General features: G+C 57.8%; 19 protein-coding genes. 17 read left to right on the top strand and 2 right to left on the bottom strand.

Going from position 1 to position 23,159, the window contains the following annotated elements; translation table 11 throughout:
* The first annotated feature begins 62 nt into the window (after window positions 1-62).
* Together moaA and DOLE_RS00945 are read left to right on the top strand one after the other, a co-directional pair.
* Complete coding sequence (gene moaA, locus DOLE_RS00940; protein WP_012173616.1) at window positions 63-1,055, top strand: GTP 3',8-cyclase MoaA; 993 nt, start codon at window positions 63-65, stop codon at window positions 1,053-1,055.
* 187 nt (window positions 1,056-1,242) lie between these two features.
* Window positions 1,243-1,446: a twin-arginine translocase TatA/TatE family subunit gene (locus DOLE_RS00945; RefSeq protein WP_012173617.1), complete on the top strand. Its 204-nt coding sequence runs from the start codon at window positions 1,243-1,245 to the stop codon at window positions 1,444-1,446.
* 39 nt (window positions 1,447-1,485) lie between these two features.
* On the opposite strand, the gene DOLE_RS00950 is transcribed toward DOLE_RS00945, so the two are convergent.
* Window positions 1,486-2,241: a MerR family transcriptional regulator gene (locus DOLE_RS00950; protein ID WP_012173618.1), complete on the bottom strand. Its 756-nt coding sequence runs from the start codon at window positions 2,239-2,241 to the stop codon at window positions 1,486-1,488.
* Between the two features lie 11 nt (window positions 2,242-2,252).
* A complete protein-coding gene (locus DOLE_RS00955; protein WP_012173619.1) occupies window positions 2,253-2,822 on the bottom strand; it encodes an FmdE family protein in 570 nt (189 codons plus the stop codon).
* Window positions 2,823-3,075: 253 nt separating this feature from the next.
* On the opposite strand from DOLE_RS00955, the gene DOLE_RS00960 reads away from it, so the two are divergent.
* The 15 genes from DOLE_RS00960 to DOLE_RS01030 all read left to right on the top strand — a co-directional run bounded on the left by DOLE_RS00960 (window position 3,076) and on the right by DOLE_RS01030 (window position 23,102).
* On the top strand, window positions 3,076-3,483 hold the full coding sequence (locus DOLE_RS00960) for a hypothetical protein (RefSeq protein ID WP_012173620.1): 408 nt from the start codon (window positions 3,076-3,078) through the stop codon (window positions 3,481-3,483).
* Between the two features lie 72 nt (window positions 3,484-3,555).
* Window positions 3,556-4,137, top strand: a complete 582-nt coding sequence (locus DOLE_RS16915) for a ubiquinol-cytochrome c reductase iron-sulfur subunit (RefSeq protein ID WP_012173621.1) — start codon at window positions 3,556-3,558, stop codon at window positions 4,135-4,137.
* A complete protein-coding gene (locus tag DOLE_RS00970) occupies window positions 4,137-4,502 on the top strand; it encodes an ATP-binding protein (RefSeq protein ID WP_012173622.1) in 366 nt (121 codons plus the stop codon). The genes DOLE_RS16915 and DOLE_RS00970 overlap by 1 nt, the downstream gene beginning before the upstream one ends.
* A 136-nt stretch (window positions 4,503-4,638) precedes the next feature.
* The gene (locus DOLE_RS00975; protein WP_012173623.1) at window positions 4,639-7,620 is read left to right on the top strand and encodes a molybdopterin-dependent oxidoreductase; all 2,982 of its coding nucleotides are present in this window, start codon (window positions 4,639-4,641) and stop codon (window positions 7,618-7,620) included.
* Window positions 7,621-7,664: 44 nt separating this feature from the next.
* Complete coding sequence (locus DOLE_RS00980) at window positions 7,665-8,330, top strand: ethylbenzene dehydrogenase-related protein (protein WP_012173624.1); 666 nt, start codon at window positions 7,665-7,667, stop codon at window positions 8,328-8,330.
* A 57-nt stretch (window positions 8,331-8,387) separates the two neighbouring features.
* Window positions 8,388-9,557 carry a 4Fe-4S dicluster domain-containing protein gene (locus DOLE_RS00985; protein WP_012173625.1) on the top strand — a complete coding sequence of 390 codons (1,170 nt, stop codon included), beginning with the start codon at window positions 8,388-8,390 and terminating at the stop codon, window positions 9,555-9,557.
* A 41-nt stretch (window positions 9,558-9,598) separates the two neighbouring features.
* Window positions 9,599-10,348 carry a molecular chaperone TorD family protein gene (locus DOLE_RS00990; protein ID WP_012173626.1) on the top strand — a complete coding sequence of 250 codons (750 nt, stop codon included), beginning with the start codon at window positions 9,599-9,601 and terminating at the stop codon, window positions 10,346-10,348.
* Window positions 10,349-10,361: 13 nt separating this feature from the next.
* On the top strand, window positions 10,362-11,117 hold the full coding sequence (locus DOLE_RS00995; protein WP_012173627.1) for a cytochrome b N-terminal domain-containing protein: 756 nt from the start codon (window positions 10,362-10,364) through the stop codon (window positions 11,115-11,117).
* Window positions 11,118-11,139: 22 nt separating this feature from the next.
* Complete coding sequence (locus DOLE_RS01000; RefSeq protein ID WP_012173628.1) at window positions 11,140-11,883, top strand: cytochrome b family protein; 744 nt, start codon at window positions 11,140-11,142, stop codon at window positions 11,881-11,883.
* Complete coding sequence (locus DOLE_RS01005) at window positions 11,880-14,111, top strand: c-type cytochrome (RefSeq protein ID WP_012173629.1); 2,232 nt, start codon at window positions 11,880-11,882, stop codon at window positions 14,109-14,111. The genes DOLE_RS01000 and DOLE_RS01005 overlap by 4 nt, the downstream gene beginning before the upstream one ends.
* 162 nt (window positions 14,112-14,273) lie before the next feature.
* Window positions 14,274-16,928, top strand: a complete 2,655-nt coding sequence (locus DOLE_RS01010; RefSeq protein ID WP_012173630.1) for a right-handed parallel beta-helix repeat-containing protein — start codon at window positions 14,274-14,276, stop codon at window positions 16,926-16,928.
* Window positions 16,929-16,980: 52 nt separating this feature from the next.
* Window positions 16,981-18,294: a molybdopterin molybdotransferase MoeA gene (locus DOLE_RS01015; RefSeq protein ID WP_052294226.1), complete on the top strand. Its 1,314-nt coding sequence runs from the start codon at window positions 16,981-16,983 to the stop codon at window positions 18,292-18,294.
* 46 nt (window positions 18,295-18,340) lie between these two features.
* Entirely contained in the window at window positions 18,341-19,852 is a 1,512-nt protein-coding gene (locus DOLE_RS01020) for an acyl-CoA dehydrogenase family protein (RefSeq protein ID WP_012173632.1), read from the top strand.
* A 63-nt stretch (window positions 19,853-19,915) separates the two neighbouring features.
* On the top strand, window positions 19,916-21,028 hold the full coding sequence (locus DOLE_RS01025) for an acyl-CoA dehydrogenase family protein (RefSeq protein ID WP_012173633.1): 1,113 nt from the start codon (window positions 19,916-19,918) through the stop codon (window positions 21,026-21,028).
* 130 nt (window positions 21,029-21,158) lie between these two features.
* Complete coding sequence (locus tag DOLE_RS01030) at window positions 21,159-23,102, top strand: methyl-accepting chemotaxis protein (protein ID WP_012173634.1); 1,944 nt, start codon at window positions 21,159-21,161, stop codon at window positions 23,100-23,102.
* Window positions 23,103-23,159 lie beyond the last annotated feature (57 nt).

Genomic DNA, 23,159 nt, shown 5'->3' on the forward strand with positions numbered 1-23,159 from the left:
TCAAGTTAAAAGTGAAAAGTCTAGCTTTTTGCTATTTGTTTTTCTGTTCAGCGGGAGTGATGATGAAACCCAATCTTCTGACAGACCGGTTCGGCAGGCACCTGAGCTATCTTCGGGTATCGGTCACCGACCGGTGCAACCTCAACTGCCTGTACTGCCGGCGGTGGGATTTTTCCGAGTACTTTCCCTCTTCCGAAATTCTCTCCTACGAAGAGATGCTTCGGCTGATCCATATCGGCGCCGGCCTGGGCATTACCAAAATCCGGATCACCGGGGGCGAACCGTTTGTTCGAAAGGATGCCTGTTCCTTCATCGACCGGGTGGCGGCCTTTGATGGCATTTCCGATATCTCGGTTACCACCAACGGCCTGCTGCTGGGCCGGTACCTGGACCGGTTGCGGCAGGCCGGAATCCGGCGGCTGAACATCAGCCTGGATTCCCTGAAACGGGAAAAGTACCGGCTGATCACCGGCCGGGATGTTTTTCACACGGTCTGGGACAATATCATGGCGGCCCTGGATGCCGGCTTTGATCCGGTAAAGGTCAATGTGGTGGTGATGCGGGAGGTGAACGATGACGAGATCTCCCGGTTTGCCGACCTTACCTTCCGGTTTCCCCTGCACATTCGGTTTATTGAATACATGCCCTCGTGCAAGTATCACCTGGACAGCTACCGGCAGATGTTCACCCCCGAGATTCGGGAGCGGGTGGAGGCCAATGGCGCCCTGATACCCATCGAGACAGCGGACTCCAGCAATATCGCCCATCGGTTCAAATATCACGGGGCAAAAGGGGAGATCGGTTTTATCAGCCCCATGAGCAGCCATTTCTGCGCCGCCTGCAACCGGCTGCGGCTGACCGCCGACGGCATGCTGCGGCCCTGTCTGCTGTCGGACCGTTTTGTAAATATCAAGACACCGATGCGAAACGGGTTGACAGACCGGGAGATTGAGGGGCTTTTCCATCTGGCGGTGCTTTACAAGCCCCGAAGCTCAGGCATAAACCAGGCCTGCGGGGCCCGGCTGCCGGAGCTGATGTCGGCCATTGGGGGATAAAAGGCCTACTGCCTGGTCCATCCCCCGACCGGAAACGGTAAACGCCTCAGTACTGGCGGTGGTTTTAAGAAGGGGCCAAGGGTTCGAGGATTCAAGGGGTCAAGTCAAACAGCTAACCGTTGGCCCTTTGATAAGAAAAAATGCTGAACCACAACAGAGACGGACACGTCAAAGAGAGGAACACGCCATGTTTGGACTGGGTATGCCGGAGCTGGTTATCATTCTTGTGATTGCGCTGATCGTGTTCGGCGGACGCAAGCTGCCGGAGCTGGGGTCCGGCCTGGGCAGCGCGATACAGAACTTTAAAAAATCGGTTTCCGAGGTAAAACACGAAGGAAAGACCGCCCTGGAGGAGGGCAAAAAAGAGAAAGAGGCCACCCCGTCCGCATAAGTTTAATGGGACGCCGCAGCCTCTTTGTATGAGCGGGAATCAGGTTTTGCGCAGTTCTTCTATTTTCCGGTTCAACAGCTGGCGGTAGCAGAGGGGCAGCAGCGTGGTCAGCACGTCAATGGCCTTTTCCGCCAGTTCATTGGCGTCTTCCACGGTGATGTTCTTGTTGATAATGTTTTTGAAAAACGCGTTAAACTCTTTTTCCACCAGGGACTCGGTCATCTGAAGCTGCATGTTCAGAAAGTCGAGCAGAATCTTTTCCTTTCCCGCGCCCGTTCCCTTCAGTTGAGACAGCAGCAGGGCCAGGTCCATGTCGTTTTTGCAGAACAGGCCGTTTTTATCCGGCATAATCAGTTTTTGCGCGATGGCCTTGTCCAGGTCTTTTGGAGAGAGACCGGTGGCCAGGATCAGGGCCTTTTTGGTGAGAAACGGCTTGCTGTTCGCGTCCACGATGTGTTCAAACCATGGCATTTTTTTGGCCCGGTTGAGTTTTTTCGTGAGTTCACCGCTCTCCTCAAGCGCTTTTTCATGGCCGATTTCATCTATCACCTGCCGAATGATGGGAAGTGGAAGGGAATATTTGCTGTGAAACCGGTCAATCATGTTGATCATGTTGACACACCGGGCGTCGTAGTAGGCGGTGGTGCCCCGCTTTTTTTCAGGTGGCGGCAGCAGGCCGGCATCAATATAAGTCCGCACGGTTTTGGGCGACACTCCGGACGCTTTGGCAAGGCCGGTCATTGAGAGGGGAGCCGGCGGTGTTTTGGCAGCAGGCTGTTTTGTCTTTTTTTCCATGGTTCGCGCTCCTATGAACCTGTGTGGTAATAGTCCTTGCCCTGGCAGGCCAGGCAGGGCGTGCCCTGGGCCGCGGCATAGGCCTCGTTGCAGGCGGGGCAGACCGCGATTTTGCTTTTTTTCTCCCGTTTTGCAAATTCGGCCCGCACGGTGACGGGTTTAACGGAGAGAATATCCCGTCCGGCGTCAAAGATGGCCGGAATCAGGATCTCTTTGGGCAGGTCCTTTTTGGACACAAGTCCCATAAACCAGTTATAGACATTGGGGTGGGCTTTGGCCTTGTTCAGGTCCAGCCATACCCTGAAACCGGCAAAAGTGTGGCGATCATATAAAGTGAGGGCAAACTTGTCAAGGTCGGCGATTTTGAGCCAGCCGTTGCCCACGGTGCAGGGGGTGAGAATCTGCACGGCGTCGGGCAGGCAGTGACGGGTTTCCACCACGGCGTCGGCCTCGGTGTTTTGGCCGATGTGCTCCCGGGCCAGGTCCACCATAAAGGCCCCGATCACCAGGCCCGGCGCCACAAAACCATGAAAGCCCTCAATGTCCCGAATCAGTTCGTCCGGGGTTCTCCCGCAAATCATGATGCCTCCTCTGGTGAAGCGTTATAAATGCAAAGCAGTATAGATATAAAAAGTAAAAAGGTCAACTTGTTATTTAACAAAACTTAAACAACCGTATATTTTTATAACATACTTTATTTTATGGTATTTTTTTGAAATAAAAAAAAGCTTGACATCCCTTGTCGATCTTTGTAAAAAGTATAAAGTGTGACTTTGGACTTTTCATGAAGTTCATCCGGCTGTTTGCCACCACAACCAAACATCAGGGGGTTTTATGATCGTCAGCATTCTCGGGGCCGTGGGCTATTCGGTTCTGATCACCGCCATCTATGCCGTGGCCGCCAACATCTGCTACTTTCTTTTTCACGGGGAAAACATGTTCGCCAACCTGCACGGCTATGTATGGGTGGAGTACGTCATTTCCGCCGGCATTATTTTCGGCGCTGTTTTCTTTTTTGAGCTAACCCGCCGCCTGCTGGCGGACGGGGTCCGGGCCGTCGGATATGGCGTGGTGGCGGCCTTTTTGTACCTGGCCATCGCCGCCAACGTTGTTCATTATTTCTTTTTTACGGAAATGATGTTTCGCTCGGTGGCTCACTGGGCCATTGTCATCGGTCTTCTGGTTGTGACCGTTGTTGTGGTGGAGGGCGTTCGCGCGGTCAGTGGAAAGAGCAACGGTTAAGGCCGCCAGGGCGGTGGATGCGCCGGGCGTGAGGGCCGGCGGTACCGGTCGCTAAGCAAGAGGTAAGGAAAAATGAGTTCTCGTGTAACCACCAGTGAAAGCATCTCCCTGCCGGGCCAAAAAGACGCTTCGGCCGGCGGGTTTTCGCGAAGGGAGTTTTTGGGCAAGGGCCTGGCCGTTGCCGGCTGGGGCGTTATGTTTGCCAGCCTGGGGGCCGGGCTTTACCAGGGCATCCGGTTTTTATACCCGGCCGTGGTGTTTCACCCGCCCAGCACCTATGTGATCGGCCAGCTCAAGGACTTTGTCACTGATGAGCGGGCGGACCAGTACGGCGTGATTTTCGTGGACCCCAAATTTAAAAAGGACCACCGCTTTTTCGTGGTGCGCGAGGCCGGCCGCATTTATTCTCTGTTTGCCCGCTGCACTCACCTGGGCTGCACGGTGAACTGGTTTGAAGAGCTCAATATTTTCAAATGCCCCTGCCACGGCAGCGAGTTTCACTCCAACGGCGTGGAGTTTGCCGGCCCGGCCCCCCGGCCCCTGGACCGGCACCACATTGCCGTGGACAACGGCGGCAACATCATTGTGGACACGGCCCGTGTTTACTCAAAAGACGAATTTGAAGAGCAGAAGATTTTTATCGAGGTGGGATAATGACCGGCAGCGTTGCCGCCATACAGGAAGCACCGGCAGCTTTGCCGAAAAAGGCGCGCGCGCCCAAGCGGCAGGCCATGATCCTGGACTGGTGCACCGGGTGCGGCGGCGTGCCGGTATGCCGTATCTACTGTAAGTTCGATGCCCTGCAACTGGTCGATGATCCGGACAACTATCCCTTCAAACGCATGACCGTGAACAGAGTCCGGTGCGTGGGGTGCGGGGCATGTATCTCCAGCGGTCCGGACGGGCTGGTGCTGACCGGGTGTCCCTGGAACGCCATTCGGCTGGTTCCGGTGGAAAACAACCCGCATTCTGATTCTGAAAAAGAGGAGACCCGCGGTGCTGATCAGCCTGCCGTCTAAGTTACAAAAGCAGATTGCCGGGTTTCGGCATGTTCATACACGGGACGGCCCTTGCGGCCCCCGGTTTTTCAACAGGCATATGGAAAAAGACGAATAAACCAATTGAGACAATTAATGCACAAGTAAAGGGGGCACTATGAAGGAAGTAAAAATCTCCCGAAGGACCTTTCTGAAGGGCACCAGCGCCACGGTTGCGCTGCTCTCCCTGAATTCACTGGGTTTTCTGGGCGGCAACACCATCGCGAATGCCACTGAGAAAATTTTTGAAGACTGGAAGTATGCCGGATGGGAGAACCTGCACAGGGAAGAGTGGACATGGGACAAGGTCACCTACGGCACGCACCTGGTGGACTGCTATCCCGGTAACTGTCTGTGGCGGGTCTATTCCAAGGACGGGGTGGTGTTCCGTGAGGAGCAGGCCGCCAAGTACCCGGTCATCGATCCCTCCGGACCCGATTTCAATCCCAGGGGGTGCCAGAAGGGCGCTTCCTACAGCCTTCAGATGTATAACCCTGACCGGTTGAAATACCCCATGAAGCAGGTGGGGGGCCGGGGCAGCGGCAAATGGAAACGGGTCAGCTGGGACCAGTGCCTTGCTGAAATCGCCGAAGGCATCGTGGACGGCCTGGAGGCCCAGGGCCCTGAATCGATCATCTTCGAGTCCGGACCCGGCAACGGCGGTTATGTGCATGTCATGGCGGTTCACCGGCTCATGGTCTCCCTGGGCGCTACCGTGCTGGACCTGGATTCCACCATCGGTGACTTCAACCGGGGCATTTACGAGACCTTCGGCAAGTTCATGTTCATGGATTCGGTGGACGGCTGGTACTTCGGCAAGCTGCTCCTGATCTGGCACATGAACCCGGTCTACACCCGGATTCCCTCTTACCATTTTATATCAGAGGCCCGTTACAACGGCGCTGAAATCATCTCCATCGCACCGGACTACAACCCCAGCTGCATGCACGCCGACGAGTATATCCCCGTGGAAATGGGCTCCGACGCGGCCCTGGGCCTGGCCGTCTGCCAGGTGCTGATGAACAAGAAGTGGGTGGACTACCCCTTTGTAAAAGAGCAGAGCGACCTGCCCCTGCTGGTTCGAAAAGACACCGACCGGTTCCTCTCCGCCGCTGATATTGAAAAGGGCGCGCGGGACGATCAGTTCTGTTTCTGGGATTCAAAAAACAACAAGGTGGTAAAGGCTCCGCTGGAAACATTGAAGCTGCCCTGTGACCCGGCCCTGGAGGGCGTTTATAAAGCGACCCTGCTTGACGGCAAGACCGTTGAGGTAGAGCCGGTCTTCAACAAGCTCAAGGCCCTGCTGGACAGCGAGTATACCCCGGAACAGGCATCCGAGATGTGCCGCACCAATCCGGACACCATTCGGCGCATGGCGGAAAAGTGCTACAAGGCCAGCGGCGGCATTCAGGTCATGGTGGGGTGGAACTCGCCCAAGTACTATCACGGCGACCTGATTGAGCGGGCCATGTGCCTGGTGCTGACCCTTACCGGCAGCCTGGGCAAGAAGGGCTGCGGCATCCGTGGCTGGAACGAGTCCCTGTTTGAAGGGGCCTTTACCCAGATCTTCAAGCAGAAGATCGGCCTGATGAACCTGACCCGGCAGCTGCCCCTCATGCGGCGGGTGTGGGAGAGCTTCAAGAAGGAGGATCCCACCATCTCCGATGAAATGGCCTCCATCAAGCAGGAGCGGGTCATTGACCGGAACATGGTCAATTACACCATTCCCGCCTTCCTCTACTACAACCATTCGAACTACAAGAAGGCCTGGGACAACAAGGCGTGGCACTGCCCCACCATGAAACGGGAGTTCAAGGAGTATTATGACGAGGCGGTGAACAGCGGCTGGTGGGACGGCTATGTCAAGCCGGAAAAGGACCAGACCCCCACGGTCTACTGCTGGATGGGCACCAACCCGGCCCGAAAGAACCGCGGCTGGGAGAAAAACATCCTTGGTTCCCTGTGGGATAAGTACAAGACCATTTTCGGGTTTGAAACCCGGTGGACCACCACCCTGCTTTACGGCGACTATGCCCTGCCCTGCGCCGGTTTCTATGAAAAGCTGGATACCCGGTTCCCCACGCCCCATGTGCCCTGGCTGACCCTTACCGACGAGGCGGTCAAGCCCATCGGCGAGTGCAAGACCGAGTGGGAGATCTGCCTGATGCTGGCCAAGAAGATCGAAGAGGCGGCCAAAAAGCGGGGCAAGACCAACTTTGTGCCCCGGACCCCGGTCCAGGAAGAGTACATGCCCTTCCTGAACCAGTTTTCCGTACGGGACGCGAAAGGCAACGTGGAGATCAGCAAGCTCCACGACTGGCAGCTCATGGGGTCCTCCGGCAAAGACTTTGACGAGATCATGGAAGACGCCCTTCAGTCCAGCGTGATGCTGGGCAACCTGCCGCCCGGCACCAACCTCAAGTACATGCGGGAGCACGGCATTGTCCGGTTCGTGGATGTGTCCATCTTTGACCCGGTTACCATGAACCTGGCCACGGACATCAAGCCCGACGAGCCCATTATTCCGCTGACCTGGCATACCGGCGAGAAAAAGGTGCCCTATCCCACCTATAACCGGCGAATTCAGTTTTATATTGATCATCCGTGGTTCCTGGAGGCCAAGGAAGAACTGCCCGTTCACAAGGACAATCCCAAAATCGGCGGCAACTACCCGTTGCGGCTCACCAGTGGTCACCAGCGGTGGAGCATCCATTCCATCTGGGTTTCCAACGAGCAGCTTCTGCGAACCCACCAGGGCCGTCCCTTCATGTTCATGAGTCCTGAGGATGCCGAGAAGCGGGGCGTCGAGGACGGGGACCTGGTGAGAGTGTTCAACGACTTTGCGTCGTTCAAGATCCATGTCAAGGTGACGCCGGCGGCACGGCCGGAAAAGGGCGCGGCCAAGCCGGGCCAGGTGATCATCTACCACGCGTGGGAACCTTTCATGTTTCCCGAGTGGAAGAGCTACGACATCGCCATTCCCGGCATGATCAAGTGGCTGGACCTGGTCAACAATTACGGCCATCTGCACTACTGGCGGTGGAACTGGTGCGCCCAGCCCATTGACCGGGGCATCTCCGTAAACGTGGAAAAGGCGTGATCCAACGATACCAATTCGCATAAACGAAAATATAGGGGTGAGCTATGGAAAAAGTAATATGCAAAAAGATTGCAACCGCCACCAAGGAGTTGCTCAACTGTGACAGCAGTGTATGGCAAAGCGGAAAGGCGGTCCTTGAAACAGCGGCCACACCGCTGGCCAACCAGCCGTCGCCGTATATCAAGGGCGTTTATGATGAGACCAAAATCGGCGCCGTAAAGAAAATCACAATCAAGGCCGTTCACAACGGCAAGGATATCGTCTTTTATTGCGAGTGGGAAAGCGGCAAGCCCAACAAGGAGATCGGCGACATTAACGTGTTTCCCGACGGGGTGGCCCTGCTGTTTCCCTTTAAGGACATCGACAAAACCCCCATCAATGAAATGGGCACCCAGGACTATCCCACCAACGCATGGTACTGGCGGCCCGATTTCGAGGAAAAGCCCAAAAACCAGGTTTCCCATGGGCTCTCCACGTCCCTGTACACGGAAAAAAGCTCGATTTCTTCCTATTCCCGGTGGGCCAACGGCAAGTGGTGTGTAGTTATGGCCCGTCCCATGAAAGCCACGCAGCCCGGCGAGGAGACCGTGGACCTGATGCCGGGCAAGGCCATTGGTTTCGGCATTGCCGTATGGGAAGGCTCCAACGGCGAACGCGGCGGCATCAAGGCCTTCAGCAAGGAGTGGCGGGAGCTGGTGATCGAGGCGTAGACCGGCGCATGTGACGCAGACAGAATATTCGACATTTAACATAAAGGAGATATACCCATGGCTGTTGATGAAAAAGTCCTTACAGACAGGGAAAAGGAGCTGGCCGCGGCCTTTGAGGAGACCAAGGAGATGCTGCGCAAGTCCAATCGCCAGATCGGCATGGTGATGGATTTGAACAAGTGCATCGGCTGCCAGCTGTGCTCCATGGCCTGCAAGACCTTGTGGACCAGCAAGGAGGGTCGGGAGTACATGTGGTGGAACAAGGTCAACACCATGCCGGGCAAGGGCTCGCCCAAAGACTGGGAGAAGATGGGCGGCGGCTACAAGGTCAAGTTCGGCGGCAAGGTGATGGAACCGGTCCAGGGCAAGCACCCCACCCGAAAAGAGTTCGGCGACATGTGGGACTACAACTGGAACGACGTGGTGAACAACAAGGCCGGCGCGGTCCACCTGCAGGCCAAAAACCAGACCGACGGCAGCGTGCCGGACTGGTCCATGAACTGGGACGAGGACCAGGGCGCCGGCCAGTATCCCAACGGCTTTTATTTTTATCTGCCCCGCATCTGTAACCACTGCGCCTATCCGGCCTGCGTGGATGCCTGTCCCCGGAACGCCATCTATAAGCGGGACGAGGACGGCGTGGTGCTCATCGACCAGGACCGGTGCAAGGGGTACCGCTTCTGCCTGGAGGCCTGTCCCTACAAGGTCATCTATTTCAACTTTCTCACCGACACCAGCATGAAGTGCATCTTCTGCTACCCCCGGCTGGACGAGAAGGTGGCCAATGCCTGTGCCCGTCAGTGTACGGCCCGGGTCCGATGGATCGGCTACACCGAGGAGCCGGAGAGCATTATCTACAAGCTGACCAAGGTGTGGAAGGTGGCCCTGCCCCTTCACGCCGAGTACGGCACCAACCCCAACGTGTTTTACGTACCCCCCCTGGCGCCCCATCGGCTGGCGCCGGATGGCAAGATCGATCCTTCCAAACCCCGTATTCCCAGGGAGTACCTGCGGTACCTGTTCGGGCCTGAGGTGGATGCCTCCCTGGACATTATGCAGAAAGAGCTGGACAAGGTGCGGGCCGGCGGCCGCTCGGAACTGATGGAGATCCTCAAGGCCAAGGAGTGGAAGAGCATGTTCGGCGAGTTCACCAAGGATCCGGCTGTTATGGATCGCAAGCCGCCCAAGGGCGTGACCTTTGTCCGGGACGGCATCATCACGAAATAGGTTGTATGGCAATCATTACCAGACAGGAACGGGAGAACACCATGAATCAAGCGGCGGTAGATATGGCAAACGGGTATGACGATGCACAGATGGCGGCGTTTCGCTCCGCCGAGCTGACATCGGATGCGGACAAACAGGCGGCGGCCAGAAGTGACATGTACGCGCTGATGGCCGACCTGTTCCGGTATCCGGACAAGGAGTTCCAGGCATTTGTCAGAAACGGAGAGCTTCGGGACGCGCTGGTCGGCATCACGGAAAACCTTCCCTTTGCCTGTGCGTTGAGTGATGGGGAGACGGAAAAACTCCAGTTCTCCCCGCTCCTGGATGAAGATGGCGTGGAGGCCGGTTTTATTCGGCTGTTTGAGGCAGGGCCGGGGGACCCGCCCTGCCCGCTGATCGAAGGAAAGTACGTGAAAGACAGCAACCGGCGGGCCATTTTTGAGGACCTGATCCGTTTCTACAACCACTTCGGGTTGAGTTACGCGGAAGGGGCTCATGAGGACCGGCCGGACCATGTCATTTATGAAATGGAGTTCATGCACTATATTTGTTTTTTGACGTTGCGGGCGGGTCAGCAGGAGAAGTCCATAGAGGATCTGCTGCTGGCCCAGCGCGATTTTCTGAAACACCACCTTTTAAAGTGGGCCGGCAAACTGGCCGAACGCGTCGCTGAGGTCGTCAATGACATACCGGAGGATTATGCCGGAACGTTTTACACCAATGTCGCGCGGCTGCTGGCCCGGTTTATTGAAGCCGACTACGCTTACTTGAACGAAGCACAAACCCGCTGATTTATAAGAGCCCATGAAATTTAAAAAACTTCGGGAAAGCGCCCTGTGGCGGTCGGTGTTTCGACACAGCCTTGCCGACACGCCCCGCAACAGGGCACTTGCTGTTACGTCCAATATTTTTCTGCATGTTCACCCGGTCCAGACAAAGGCCGATGCCGTCAAGTTTCGGTTTACCTTCTGCCTGGGCGGGCTGACCCTGCTGATGTTCATCATTGAAACCGTTACCGGCGTGCTGCTGATGTTTTACTACCGGCCGGTGACCGAGTACGCCTACCTGGACATGAAGCTGCTGGAGCATACGGTCCTGTTCGGCATGTTTCTGCGCAACATGCACCGGTGGGCCGCCCATGCCATGGTGATCCTGGTGATGCTGCACATGCTGCGGGTCTTTCTCACCGGCTCCTACAAGCCGCCCCGGGAGTTTAACTGGGTGGTGGGGGTGCTGCTGCTGGTGATCACCCTGCTGCTGAGCTTTACCGGCTACCTGCTGCCCTGGGACCAGCTGGCCTTCTGGGCCATCACCGTGGGCACCAAGATGGCCGGGGCCACGCCTTTTCTGGGCAACGAAGGTCCGTTTCACCAGCTGCTGGGCATTCACCCGTACAACGACCTTCAATACCTGTTGCTGGGCGACAGCGTGGTGGGGGGAAACGCCCTGCTGCGCTTTTACGTGCTTCACTGCGTGCTGCTGCCCCTGGCCTGCGTGGTGCTGATGGCGGTTCATTTCTGGCGGATACGAAAAGACGGCGGCATTTCACGGCCCCTGTAACCCGGGTTAAGAGAGGATATCGATGGCGGAGGAAGAAAAAGGGCGAAAGACTAAACCGGAACCGCCCGAGGCGGCCGGCCGGGGGTATGTGTTTACCGTACCCGACCTGGTGGCCAGGGAGTTTGTCGCCATTCTGCTGGCCCTGATCGTTCTGTGCGTGTGGTCTATCGAGATTGACGCGCCGTTGCGGGCCATGGCCGACCCCAACTGGACCGAGAATCCGGCCAAGGCCCCCTGGTACTTTGTGGGGCTGCAGGAGCTCCTGGTCTATTTTGATCCCTGGATTGCCGGCGTGGTGGTGCCCGGCATCATCATGGTGGGGTTGATGGTGATTCCGTACATAGACACCAACCCCCGTGGCGTGGGGGTTTATAACTTTAAGGACAGAAAATTCGCGGTATCCATGTTTATGATCGGCTACACGATGTGGTTTGTCCTCATTGTGATCGGCGAGTTTTTCCGTGGCCCCAACTGGCATTTTTACTGGCCCTGGGAGAGCTGGGAAACGGAGAAGCTGGCCGAGGAACAGCTGGTCAATATCCCCAATACCCTGGGGTATGCCCTTATGGGCGCCTATGTGGCCCTGGGTTTTATCCGGCTGCCGGCCTTTATCCGGCAGGGGCGGCACAGGGAGCCGGGGTTTCTGATTCGTTATGCCACCACGGTGATGCTGTTTCTGCTGATGTTCGGAGTGATTATTAAAATCGTTCTCCGGCTCTTCTTTCATGTAAAATACATTATTGCGACACCCTACTTCTCGATATGAACGCAAAAAAAACGATTCAGGCAAGTTTCGGCATACGGGTTCTGTTTGTTGTTGTGTCCGCGGCCCTTTTGATTGTCACCGCATGGGTCATTATGGGTGAAAAAGAGGACTTGCAGCAGTGGCAGCAGCATCAGGCGGCCTATAATGATCAGTACGCGGCCATGCTGGCGGAAAAGCTGGCCGGGGCAAAGGCGGCTGAAGACGAAGAGGCGGTAAAAAAATGGGCCAAGCTCAAGGACGGCCATGACCGGTCCATGGATATCAAGATGCGGGCCGTGTTTTTGCCCGATGCCCAGGTGCGGGACCTTTGCCAGTCCTGCCACATGGGCATGGAAAATTCGCTGTTTGCCACGGCTGAACATCCCTTGAAGGCCCATTCTCCGGAGATTTTGGCGGATCATAAGATCACCCGCTACGGATGCTCCCTCTGCCATCATGGCCAGGGGGCCGGGCTGAACCCGGAAAAGGCCCACGGGTTTGAGGAGAACTGGGAAAAGCCGAGAATTCCGCTCAAGTATATCGAGAGCGCCTGCTTTGAATGCCACGAGAACGTGTACGGGCTCAAAGGCGCTGAAAAGGCGGCCGAAGGGAAAACGGCCTTTACGGAAATGGGCTGTTACGGGTGCCATGATGCCAACGTGATTGAAGGACTGCCCAAGTTTTCCGTACCGTTTTCCGGTATGGCCAGAAAGATTTCCAGTAAAAAATGGGTGTACAAGTGGATCGAAGACCCCCAGGCCACGCGGCCCGGAACCCTTATGCCCACGTTTCGGATGGAGCCTCAGGAACTGGCCGGTATTGTGGAGTATATCTGGTCGCTGGAGGATCCGGACCTTCGGCTTCCCGCATTTAATACCCGCAGCGGCAGCGCCAAAACAGGCAAAGCGGTTTTTACCGACAAGGGGTGTATCGCCTGCCACAGCCCGGACCGGAACAAGGCCGGACAGTCCCGCCGGGTGCCCATGCTCTCCGATGCGGGCCAGAAGCTGACCGCCCTGTGGATGGCCAAGTGGATTGAAGACCCCCGGTCGATCAACCCGGATACATGGATGCCCAAACTTGATATTACACCGGAGGACGTAAAAAACCTCGCGGTCTATCTGACCACGGTCAAAGACGGGGAGGTGGGTACCCGGCTCGACTTTGACATGGCGGATGGGAAAAAAGAGGACGGCAAGGCCCTGGTGCAGGCCCGCGGCTGCCTGGGATGCCATATCGTGAAAGGGGCCGAGGACCCTTCCAAGGTGGGGGTTTCCGTGGCCGACGTGGCGGACAAGCGCATGGAGGAGCTGCCCTTCGGCAATTCCGATGTCCCTTTCACCAAGTGGGACTGGCTGGACAACAAGATTCGCAAGCCGGACATTTACAAGACTGACGACATGCCCATGTACATGCCCGATTACGTGATGACCGACGAGGAGCGGGAGCACCTGGTCATCTTTTACCTGTACAACCGCCTGTTGGATCTGCCGGAAAACTATATTGTCCGGGCTTCCCGCCAGCAGGTTGTCAACGAGCGGGGCGACTGGATGATTCGCCACTTCAACTGCAAGGGATGCCACGAGATACTTGACGGTGAAAAACCGCGCATCGACACGTTTATCGCCAAAAAGTCCATGGTGCCGCCCCGTATCGTCAACGAGGCGGAAAAGACCCAGCCCACATGGCTTTTCAACTACCTGCGGCGGCCCAGTGCCATGCGGCCGTGGCTGGAGATGCGCATGCCCGAGTTCAATTTTACCTATGACGATGTTCCCATGGTTATCGAACACCTGCACGCGCTGATGCCGGAAAAAAGCCGGCGCGTGAGCCCCATTCCTTATGAGCCGGCCCTGGTGCAGACCGACTATGACGAGGAAACCATTGAAATGGGCAAGTACCGGTTCCGAAACGACAAGTGTATGCAGTGTCATCCGGTCTCTTTTACCGGCGAGCTGCCCGAGGGCAAGCAGCTGGAGGACCTTTCCATCAACCTGATGATTTCCAAGACCCGGCTGCGGTTTGAATGGATCAAGAACTTTATGCGCGACCCCAACACCTATGCCGGGGTGGGCACCAAGATGCCCTACGTGTTTTACACGCCGGACAAGGTCCCCCGCATTCCCGACCCCGAGGCGTGGCTGGACCGGACCGCGCTTTTCCTGATGTTTATGGAGGAGGTGCCCGAGGCCGTGCAGGAGGAGGAAAAACAGCGAGAGGTCGAGGAGTTTGATTTCAGCAATTATTAACCTGGATATGGGCCCAAAATATTCAGGTTTGTACGCGAAACGATTTTGTTTTTCCTTGCCGCCGGAAAGCCGCTGGCTTTCCGTGTTGCGTGTCTGTATATGAAGATTGTTGTTGCCGTAATGCCCCGGGCTGGGACAATCGGCGTGAAAAAGGAGGTTTCCATGTTTTTCCGCGCTCACATATCTGCTTCGGTGGTCCGGCTGACGGCCGTTGTTCTTTTTATGGTGATGTTCCTTCCCGCCTGTTCGCTCTACCGGGTGACCCACCTGGACAAGTATGAAAATTTTGCCGAGATATCCAATACGTTATGGGCAAAGCTCTATTTTGTTTTCAAAGACGTGGACCTGCCGGGGTATGACGCGATTATTTACGCCGATACCCGGTGGCGGGTCTCGGACAGCCCGGTGGTGATCGATAAAAACACCTTTATTCTGCCCGGTGTTTACCTGACCATCGATCCCGGAGTTGAAGTGCGGCTGGCCAAGGATATTCTGGTGACCAACCGGGGGGTGATTGTGGCCAGAGGCACGCCGGAGGCCCCCATCCGGTTCACATGGCAGACCGAAGGGGAAAACTGGAACGCCATTGAGAACCTTAACTGTGTCGGCAGAACCGGCAAATCCAGTGAGGTGGTATACGAGCACTGCATCATTGAGCATGGCCAGGGTCTTGCCATCAACTCCAGCCTGGGCAGGGTTGAGTCCTGCGTGTTCCGTCACAACATCGATTCGGCCTTAAAGTTCCAGTACGCCGAAGGGGCGATTCTGAACAGCACGTTTTATCAGAACTCCTCGGAGCGCCAGGCCGAATCGGGCAACGGGGCCGCCATCAACGTGTACAGCGACAAGTCAGTGCGGGTGGAAAACAACGACGTCTACGACAATTACTCCCACGGCGGCCGGGACGGCGGCGGCGGTATTTACGCCTTTGCCTACAACGATGGTGTGGTGGAGGTGGTCAATAACCGGGTCCGGAACAATCGCAGCGACCGAAAGGCCGGCGGTATTTTCGCCTATGCGGCCCGGGTGAGCAGCAACACGGTGATTGATAACGAGGCTGCCATGACCGGCGGCGGCATTCACGTCATTGAGGGGGGGCTCGAGAAAAACGTGATTGCCGGCAATCGCGCGCCCAACGGTGGGGGCATCTATTCCGAGGCCGGTCGGCTGAAGGGGAACCTGGTGCGGGCCAACCAGTCCGACAACGGCGCCGGCCTTTATCACCTGGGCGGCGGCGAGATTCTGGGCAATACCTTTGTGGAAAACACCTGCACCGGAAAAGAAACATGCGCCACCATCACCCTGTCCGGCAGCCCGGTGATTTCCCGCAACAACATTCTCGCCCGCACCGGGTATGCGCTTTCCTTCAAGTCCCACAGCCTTTCACCGGACTTAAAGGCCCATGAAAACTACTGGGGCACAACGGACAAACAGGCCGTTGAACAGCTGGTAAGTGACTGGCTGGAAGACAGCCGGGTGGGGCTGGTGAACTGGAACGCCTATCTGTCGGCACCAGCGCCGGACGCCTGTCCCATTCCCGAAAATGCCGACACAACGGTATTGGTTGATGTGCCTTCAATGCCGGCCAACGCGATACGGGGGCTGGTGGAAGCAGATACCCTGCTGGGTAAAGATGGTATCCGGTCCTACTCGGTCGTCGGCAACCTGCTGGTGCTGGACGGGAACACCCTGACTCTGGCGCCGGGCACCACGCTGAAACTGAATCCGGATGTTACCATTCGCGTGAGAGGTACCCTGAACGCCGAAGGTACGGCAAAACAGCCGGTCCGCTTTACCGGAGACCGGAAAACGCCCTGGGGCCAGCTCTTTTTTGAAAACAGAAGTACCGGACCGGCCCAGACAGAAGACGAAACCACCCGCCCGCCGGACAGCCGCCTGCGCCACTGCATTGTCGAGAACGGTGGCGGCATCATGATGGACGGTCACGGCGCGGACCTGTATGACTGCGTGGTAAGAAACCACAGGGGCACCGGCGCCCGGATCAAGGAGGTGTCGGTATCGGTCAAGAACTGCGATATTTACGGTAATGTCAGCGATTCCGACGGCGGAGGTCTTTACGTTTACGGCAGCCGGACCGTCTTTATCGAGGGCAACCGGATTGCCGACAACCGGGCCGCCGACGGCGGGGGCATCTTTGCCTACGGCTACCAGTCCAACGCCGCCGTGGATATTCGCAACAACCGGATCGAAGGCAACATCAGCGAGGGGGACGGCGGCGGGGTCTGGATGTCCCGGTCCGCGCTGGTGAACAACCTGATCATTCGTAACAAAACAGAGGCCAAGGGCGGTGGCCTGTATGCCGGATTTGCCCTGATCGAGGACAACCGGATATCGGAAAATCGTGCGGCCGAGGGGGGCGGGGTGTTTGCAGAGGCCAACTGCTCCTTCAAGCGGAATGTAATTTCCCACAACACCGCCACCAGCCCCAGGGGCGGGGGCGTTTATCTCAACTACTGGGGCCTGAGCCAGCACAACAAGGAGTTTCTGGGCAACCGGGTGGAAAACAACACGGCCGCCGGGGCCAGACCCACGGGCGGAGTGATGATGAACGGGCAGATGGATTTCCGTCAGAACAGCCTCACCGGCAACAACGGTATTCAGCTTTACAATCTTAACGCGGCTGACGTGAAGGACATTGTCGCCCCGTCGTGCTACTGGGGAACCGTGTCGGAAAAGGCCGTTGACGGTTTAATTTACGACGGCAAGGATAATGACCGGCTGTCCGTTGTCGATTTCCGGCCCCTTGCGAAAACCAGAGAGGCCGCCATCACAAACGCGGAAAGCAAACCGGAGTAGGTCACCAAAGTTTTGACGAAAATAGATTTGAATGATTGACGGATAAAAATCAATGGAAAACATAATGCCCCAGAAAGACCCCCTGCGAAACGACCCTGTCGAAGAGAGCGAGCCGGTGTGCCCGGAGAAGCGTACCGTGGTGCCGGCCTTTGACCGTCGCCTGCTCGATTACGAGACGGCCCTGGACACCTGCCTGTCGGCGGTAACGGAAAGCCTGCCCGCGGAAACCGTGGGCCTGGAAAAGAGCCTGGGCCGGGTGCTGCGCCGGTCCGTGGAAAGCGCTATCTCTGTGCCGCCTTTTGACAAGTCCACCATGGATGGGTATGCCGTGAAATCCGCGGATGTGGCCGGGGCATTGGACACGGCGCCGGTGGCGCTGGAGGTGATCGACGAGATTCCCGCGGGCCGGGTCTGCGGAAAAATTCTCCGGTCCGGCCAGGCGGCCCGGATCATGACCGGGGCGGCGGTTCCCCAGGGCGCCGACGCGGTGATCAAACTTGAAAACACGGCCCCGGCCGGCTCCGAACAGGTTCATATCCTCAGCGGCGTGGAGGAGAACAATTACATTATTTACAAAGGCCAGGATCTGCTGCCGGGAAGCCGCGTGGCCGAGGCCGGGGCAACGGTCACCCCGTCCCTGCTGGGCCTGCTGGCCAACTGCGGCACCCCGAATGTGTCGGTTTCGCGAAAACCGGCCATCGGCATCATCTCCACGGGCAGCGAGCTGACGGCGCCGGGGACCCCCCTGGCAGAGGGCCGGATTTACGATGTCAACAGCTACCTGCTCTACGGGCTGTGCATTGAGGCCGGCGGCGATGTCGCCATGCTGGGAACCGTGGAGGACAAAAGCGACGCGCTGCTGGCCCTGCTCAACCGGCACACCGATGCCGACATCCTGATCCTGTCCGGCGGTGTGTCCGTGGGCGACTACGACATTGTTCACGAAACCCTGCAGCGGGCCGGTGTGGAAGAGATCTTCTGGCGGGTGAAAGTCAAGCCCGGCAAGCCGCTGTTCTTCGGCCGGCGGGGTTCCACCCTGGTGTTCGGCCTGCCGGGCAATCCCATCTCATCGGCCAACAATTTTTACCTGTTTGTTCTGCCGGTCATTCACAAACTTCTGGGCCGGTCCGCCTGGGGGCTGAAAACCGGTCATGCAACGGTCTGCAACAGCATGATTTTCCGTCCGGGCCGGCGAAAATTTCTGCGCGCCCAGTTGCGGCAAGGCCCGGAGCAGGGGGTTTGGATTTTTCCTGAACAGCGCTCCGGCGTGTTTGGTCCCATGGTCGACGCCGAGGTGCTGGTGGAGGTGTCCGAGGCCGCCAAGATGGTCCGGGAAGGGGACCCGGTAAAGATTTACTACCTGTAATCGTTTTGACAATGATGCGGCGCACGGCCGTGTCAGGAGGAACATCATGATTTCCCGCTCACAGACAAAGGCGCTTCTGGAAAGAGAACCGAAGTTTGACGACATGATGGGCAGCCTTCGGGCCACCGGAAAGCAGCCCAAGGGGGTCATCGGTGAAGTTCGAAAACTGATGGCCGTTGCCCGCCGGTTCAACGATTCATATACCTCAGGCTACTGGCGGGAGCTGGACCTGAAGATGCATGAGGATCCGGATTACCTGCCGTGGGAGGTGGTGAAAAAGGCCAATGAGCTCAATTTCTATTCTCTTTTTATTCCCAAGATTTTCGGCGGAAAAGGCTACAGCATTTCGGGCATCGGGCCTTTCTTAGAAGAGATCGGGTCGGTGTGCGCCTCGGTGGCCAATCTGATCGGCGTGCACTACCTGGGCTTCGTGGGGCTGGCCGCCTCCTGGAACATGCGCCTGACCGACATGGTCTGCCGGGAGGTTGTCAACGGTGAAAAGACCGGCGAGCCCTGTCTCATGTCGTTTGCCATGACCGAGCCGGACGCCGGCACCGACTCCCAGAACGTAGAGTTCATGGATACCGGCTCCCTTGCCTGCCACGCGGAAAAGGTGGAGGGCGGTTACAAGGTCAACGGCACCAAGATCTTTATCAGCTGCGGACACCTTTCCACCTGGCACATTCTGTTTGCCTACACCGATCCGGCAAAGGGATCGGAAAGCATGGTGATGATGGCGGTGAAAAACGGCACCAAGGGATTTTCCTTCGGCAAGAAGGAAAAGAAGATGGGCCAGAAGGCATCCCTGGCCAGTGAACTGGTGTTCAAGGACTGTTTTGTCCCCGACGACATGGTGCTGCTGGACAAAACGCAGTCCGCCGGTCTTTCCCGGTCTCCCCGGGACATCACCGAGCTTATTCTGGCCAACATCTGGGCCGCCTCCCGGGTGGGTGTGGCCGCCTTTGGCTCGAGCGCGGCCAAGGGGGCCTTTGAGCAGGCCCTGCGGTTTGCATCAGAGACCGAGGTGGACGGCAGGCCCCTGGTCACCCACGAGTGGTGCCAGGCCATGCTGGCCGAGATGTACAAAAACGCGGCCGTGGCCCGAATGGCTTACAGTGAGGGGGCCTATATCAACGGTATGGACGGCATGGTAAAGATGTTGAACATAAAGCCGTTGTACTACATGATGAAATACACGCCCGTTTCCCTGCTTGATCCCATCATGAAGCCGATCAATAAAATGGGGTTTACCACCTGGATATCAAGAAAAATCGCTTTTGACTGGGTGGACGACGCCGCCGTTGACCGCACGGACGGCTGGGGGTCTCTTGTCAAGTTCACGGCCACGGACATGGGTATGCAGAATGGCCGCATGGCCCTGGAACTGATGGGGGGCGCCGGCGTGCGCCACAGCGAACATGCCGAGAAAATACTGCGGGACGCCAAGCTGTTCCAGATTTACGAGGGCACCAACCAGATCAACCGGATCAACGTGTTCAAGCGACTGGTGGCGCGCACCTGCCCCGGCACCGAATGCTTTTGCAGCGCAAATCTTTAATCACCGCTTTGCCGCGGGGCGTTCGGCCAACCAGCGCCCGTTTTGGATAAAAGGAGGCACACTGTGTACGCATCGGACAACAAGGAGTTGAGCCTGCTGGACAAGAGTTCCGCCGAGTTTGCCAAAAAGATACTGGCCCCGGGACGGGAGGAAAACGACCACTATCCCTTTGGGCCGTTTTTCGACCCGGTGGTTCAAAAGGCTTTTGATCTCGATTTTTTTCATATTCTGCTACCCGAAGATCTGGGCGGTGTGGGCCAGGGCATTGAAGCCCTGTGCATTGTGCTGGCCAACATCTGCCGGGAAGACAGCAGCCTGGGTGGTATCATGTTCACCAACGCCTTTGCCCAGAACCTGCTGCTGGCCGCCGGCTGTACCGGGGAGTTAAAGGACCTGGCCGCCGGGGCCAAGAAGCCTTCCGATTTTCTGATCGCCTGCCCGGTGCTGTGCAACCCGGTCCAGCAGCCCCTCCGTTTGTCGGCCCGAAAAGAGGGCGATGGGTACGTGCTCTCCGGGACCGCGGAATACGTGGTGCTGGGCGGCATGGCCAACCATGCCCTGCTGCCGGCGACCCTGGCCGACGGTCATGCCTGGTTCCTGGTCAACCTGCCCGACGGCGCGATTTCGGTCAGTGATCCGGTGGTCAGCCATGGTATGCATGCCTGCCCGGCGACCGATATGACCTTAAAGGATGCCGCGGCCCGGCTGGTGGGCGCGGAAGAAGAGGGCCCGGCCTATTTTAAAAAGGTGGCCGACACCATGCAGCTGGCAGCCGCTGCCATGGCCGCCGGTGTGATGCGGGGTTCCCTGGAGGAGGCCCTGGCCTATTGCCGGGAGCGGCGCCAGGGCGGCCGAAAGATCAAGGACTGGTCCGAGCTTCAGATGCTGCTCTCTTCCATGGCCGTCCAGGTCCACGTGGCCGAGATGCTGGTCTCCCGGGCCTGCCGGGCCTTGTCCGAAGACGCGAAGAACTGGCGGCTTTCCGTCCAGGCCGCTGCCCTGCACGTGATTTCGGCCCTGGCCCCGGTGGTTACCGACGGCATTCAGGCCATGGGCGGTGTGGGCTACATGAAGGACTTCGGCCAGGAAAAACGGTTCCGGGACGCGGGTCATATTCAGACCCTGCTGGGCTATCTGCCCATGAAAAAACTCAACTTCATACGTCAGCTTTTGTAGGTATGCCGGCAAAACCGGCCGTACGTATGCAATACGCGGGATATGATGGGGGCACGGCAACAGGCCGCGCCCCTGTCGTGCATATCAGGAGCCGATATATTCATAACCGTCCCTGTGGGGGGAGACACGCATGGCACTTGGTTTTATAACAAAAAGCTATCGAAACCGGGTGATGGCGCTGACGCTGCCCGTGGTGGTGGGCGCCGTGGTGCTGGTGACCATTCTTGCTTATATCTTTATTCTTTCCAACATGGTCAATTTTCAGCGGGAGAACATGGAGACCGCCCTGGTCGGCATGGCGGACGGTCTGGACACCCGCATCAGCGAAGCCCGGAACGCCATCTCCGTGTTAAGCAGCCGCCCGGTTCACAGGTCCGACGGTGCGGCCGTGCTGGAGCTGGCCCATGCCGCGGCCCCCACCTTTTTCGCCCTTTTTCTGTCCGACCCCGGCGGCGGCCTGGCGATGGCGGTCGGAGAAGCCATTCCCGAGCAGGTGGTGCTGCCGCCGTTTGAAACCTTTGACATGGCGCCTGGCCCGGACGGTCGCCGGTCCGTGTTTGTCGGGTCGGTGGAACGCATTCCGCCCAGCATGACCCCGGTTTTTCTGGTGGCGGCCCCGGTCCGCCTGGTGGACCCGTCAGGCGGGGAAGCCGACGGCGTGGTGGGCGGCTACGTGGATATCAACCGGTTGTTTGATTCCTGCGTGGCTTCCTTTGTACCGCTGCGCACCAGTCATGTGTTTCTGGCCGATGCCGCGGGCAAGACCCTGGCCCGTTCGGGCGAAGACGTGGCCACAGCGGTTTTTCTGGCCAAAAAAACCGGCGTAAAAGAGAGTGAGTCCCTGTTTCACAAGAATGCCGCCGGCACCCGTTACCTGTCGGTGGTGCGGCCCTGCCTTGACGGCTGGTGGGTGGTGGGCCTCTCCGTGCCGTTAAAGGCGCTGTTCACGGATCTGCCCCGGCTGATTTTCTATTCGGTGCTGCTGGGCCTGGCCACCATTTTTCTGGTCTCTCTCATGGCCTGGGTGATCACCGGCATGATGGTGAAAACGATCAACCGCCTTACCGACAACCTGAAAAATATTGTAGAGGGCAAGGGGGACCTGACCCAGCGGCTGACGGTAAAGGGGGAGGATGAAATCGCCGGCCTGGCCATGTGGTTCAACCGGTTCGTGGAAAAGCTGGGCCGAATGATCACCACCATTACCAAAAAGGCGACCCGGGTGGGCGAGGCGGCCCGTGCGCTGCAGGAGTTTTCCGGTGAAATGACCCATACCGCGGGGTCGCTGAAAGACCTGTCAAAAATTGTGGTGGCCTCCACCGACGACGTGAACATAAATATGGCCTCTGTGGCCACCACCATGGAGCAGTACTCCCACAATCTGGACACCATGGCCTCGGCCACGGAGCAGATGACCGCCACCATCGACCAGATCGCCCAGAGTTCCGGGGTCTCCATGAAACGCACCAACCAGGCGGTGTCGTACACCCAGACGGTGCATGAAAGCGTGAAAGACCTGGGTGATGCCATGGAGGCCATCGGCGGTATCACCGATGCCATTGCCCGTATATCCGGCCAGACCAACCTGCTGGCGCTCAATGCCACCATCGAGGCGGCCCGGGCCGGGGAACAGGGCAAGGGGTTTGCCGTGGTGGCCGGGGAGATCAAGACCCTGGCAGGAGAAACCGACACGGCCACGAAAAGCATTCACGACCGGGTGTGCGGCATTCAGACCTCCTCCCGGTCCACCATCGATTCCATTGACAAGATTGCGGACATCATTCGGGCCATTGACGAGGTTGTATCCAACACGGCCACGGCCCTGGAGCAGCAGTCCACCTCCACCCGGGAAATCGCCGCCAACATCATGCAGGCATCAGAGGGCATTCAGGACGTTCACCGGCGGATCTCCCAGAGCACGGCCGGGCTGAGCGGAATGGCCAGGGAGATCAAGACCCTGGACGACCGGTCAAAGATCATTTTTCAAAAAAGCGGAGACATCGATCGCCGGGCCGCTGAACTGGCCGCCATTGCCGAAGAACTTACCACCATGGTGAGCCAGTACAAGGTATGACCTCTCCCTTGTAATCGGTATCGCTATCGGTATCGGTATCGGGGTCGGGGTCGAAAT

Source organism: Desulfosudis oleivorans Hxd3, from assembly GCF_000018405.1.
GTDB lineage: Bacteria > Desulfobacterota > Desulfobacteria > Desulfobacterales > Desulfosudaceae > Desulfosudis > Desulfosudis oleivorans.

Coding starts and splice junctions, on each gene's coding strand:
- moaA (WP_012173616.1), top strand. CDS start 63: ATGAAACCCAATCTTCTGACAGACCGGTTCGGCAGGCACCTGAGCTAT.
- DOLE_RS00945 (WP_012173617.1), top strand. CDS start 1,243: ATGTTTGGACTGGGTATGCCGGAGCTGGTTATCATTCTTGTGATTGCG.
- DOLE_RS00950 (WP_012173618.1), bottom strand. CDS start 2,241: ATGGAAAAAAAGACAAAACAGCCTGCTGCCAAAACACCGCCGGCTCCC.
- DOLE_RS00955 (WP_012173619.1), bottom strand. CDS start 2,822: ATGATTTGCGGGAGAACCCCGGACGAACTGATTCGGGACATTGAGGGC.
- DOLE_RS00960 (WP_012173620.1), top strand. CDS start 3,076: ATGATCGTCAGCATTCTCGGGGCCGTGGGCTATTCGGTTCTGATCACC.
- DOLE_RS16915 (WP_012173621.1), top strand. CDS start 3,556: ATGAGTTCTCGTGTAACCACCAGTGAAAGCATCTCCCTGCCGGGCCAA.
- DOLE_RS00970 (WP_012173622.1), top strand. CDS start 4,137: ATGACCGGCAGCGTTGCCGCCATACAGGAAGCACCGGCAGCTTTGCCG.
- DOLE_RS00975 (WP_012173623.1), top strand. CDS start 4,639: ATGAAGGAAGTAAAAATCTCCCGAAGGACCTTTCTGAAGGGCACCAGC.
- DOLE_RS00980 (WP_012173624.1), top strand. CDS start 7,665: ATGGAAAAAGTAATATGCAAAAAGATTGCAACCGCCACCAAGGAGTTG.
- DOLE_RS00985 (WP_012173625.1), top strand. CDS start 8,388: ATGGCTGTTGATGAAAAAGTCCTTACAGACAGGGAAAAGGAGCTGGCC.
- DOLE_RS00990 (WP_012173626.1), top strand. CDS start 9,599: ATGAATCAAGCGGCGGTAGATATGGCAAACGGGTATGACGATGCACAG.
- DOLE_RS00995 (WP_012173627.1), top strand. CDS start 10,362: ATGAAATTTAAAAAACTTCGGGAAAGCGCCCTGTGGCGGTCGGTGTTT.
- DOLE_RS01000 (WP_012173628.1), top strand. CDS start 11,140: ATGGCGGAGGAAGAAAAAGGGCGAAAGACTAAACCGGAACCGCCCGAG.
- DOLE_RS01005 (WP_012173629.1), top strand. CDS start 11,880: ATGAACGCAAAAAAAACGATTCAGGCAAGTTTCGGCATACGGGTTCTG.
- DOLE_RS01010 (WP_012173630.1), top strand. CDS start 14,274: ATGTTTTTCCGCGCTCACATATCTGCTTCGGTGGTCCGGCTGACGGCC.
- DOLE_RS01015 (WP_052294226.1), top strand. CDS start 16,981: ATGGAAAACATAATGCCCCAGAAAGACCCCCTGCGAAACGACCCTGTC.
- DOLE_RS01020 (WP_012173632.1), top strand. CDS start 18,341: ATGATTTCCCGCTCACAGACAAAGGCGCTTCTGGAAAGAGAACCGAAG.
- DOLE_RS01030 (WP_012173634.1), top strand. CDS start 21,159: ATGGCACTTGGTTTTATAACAAAAAGCTATCGAAACCGGGTGATGGCG.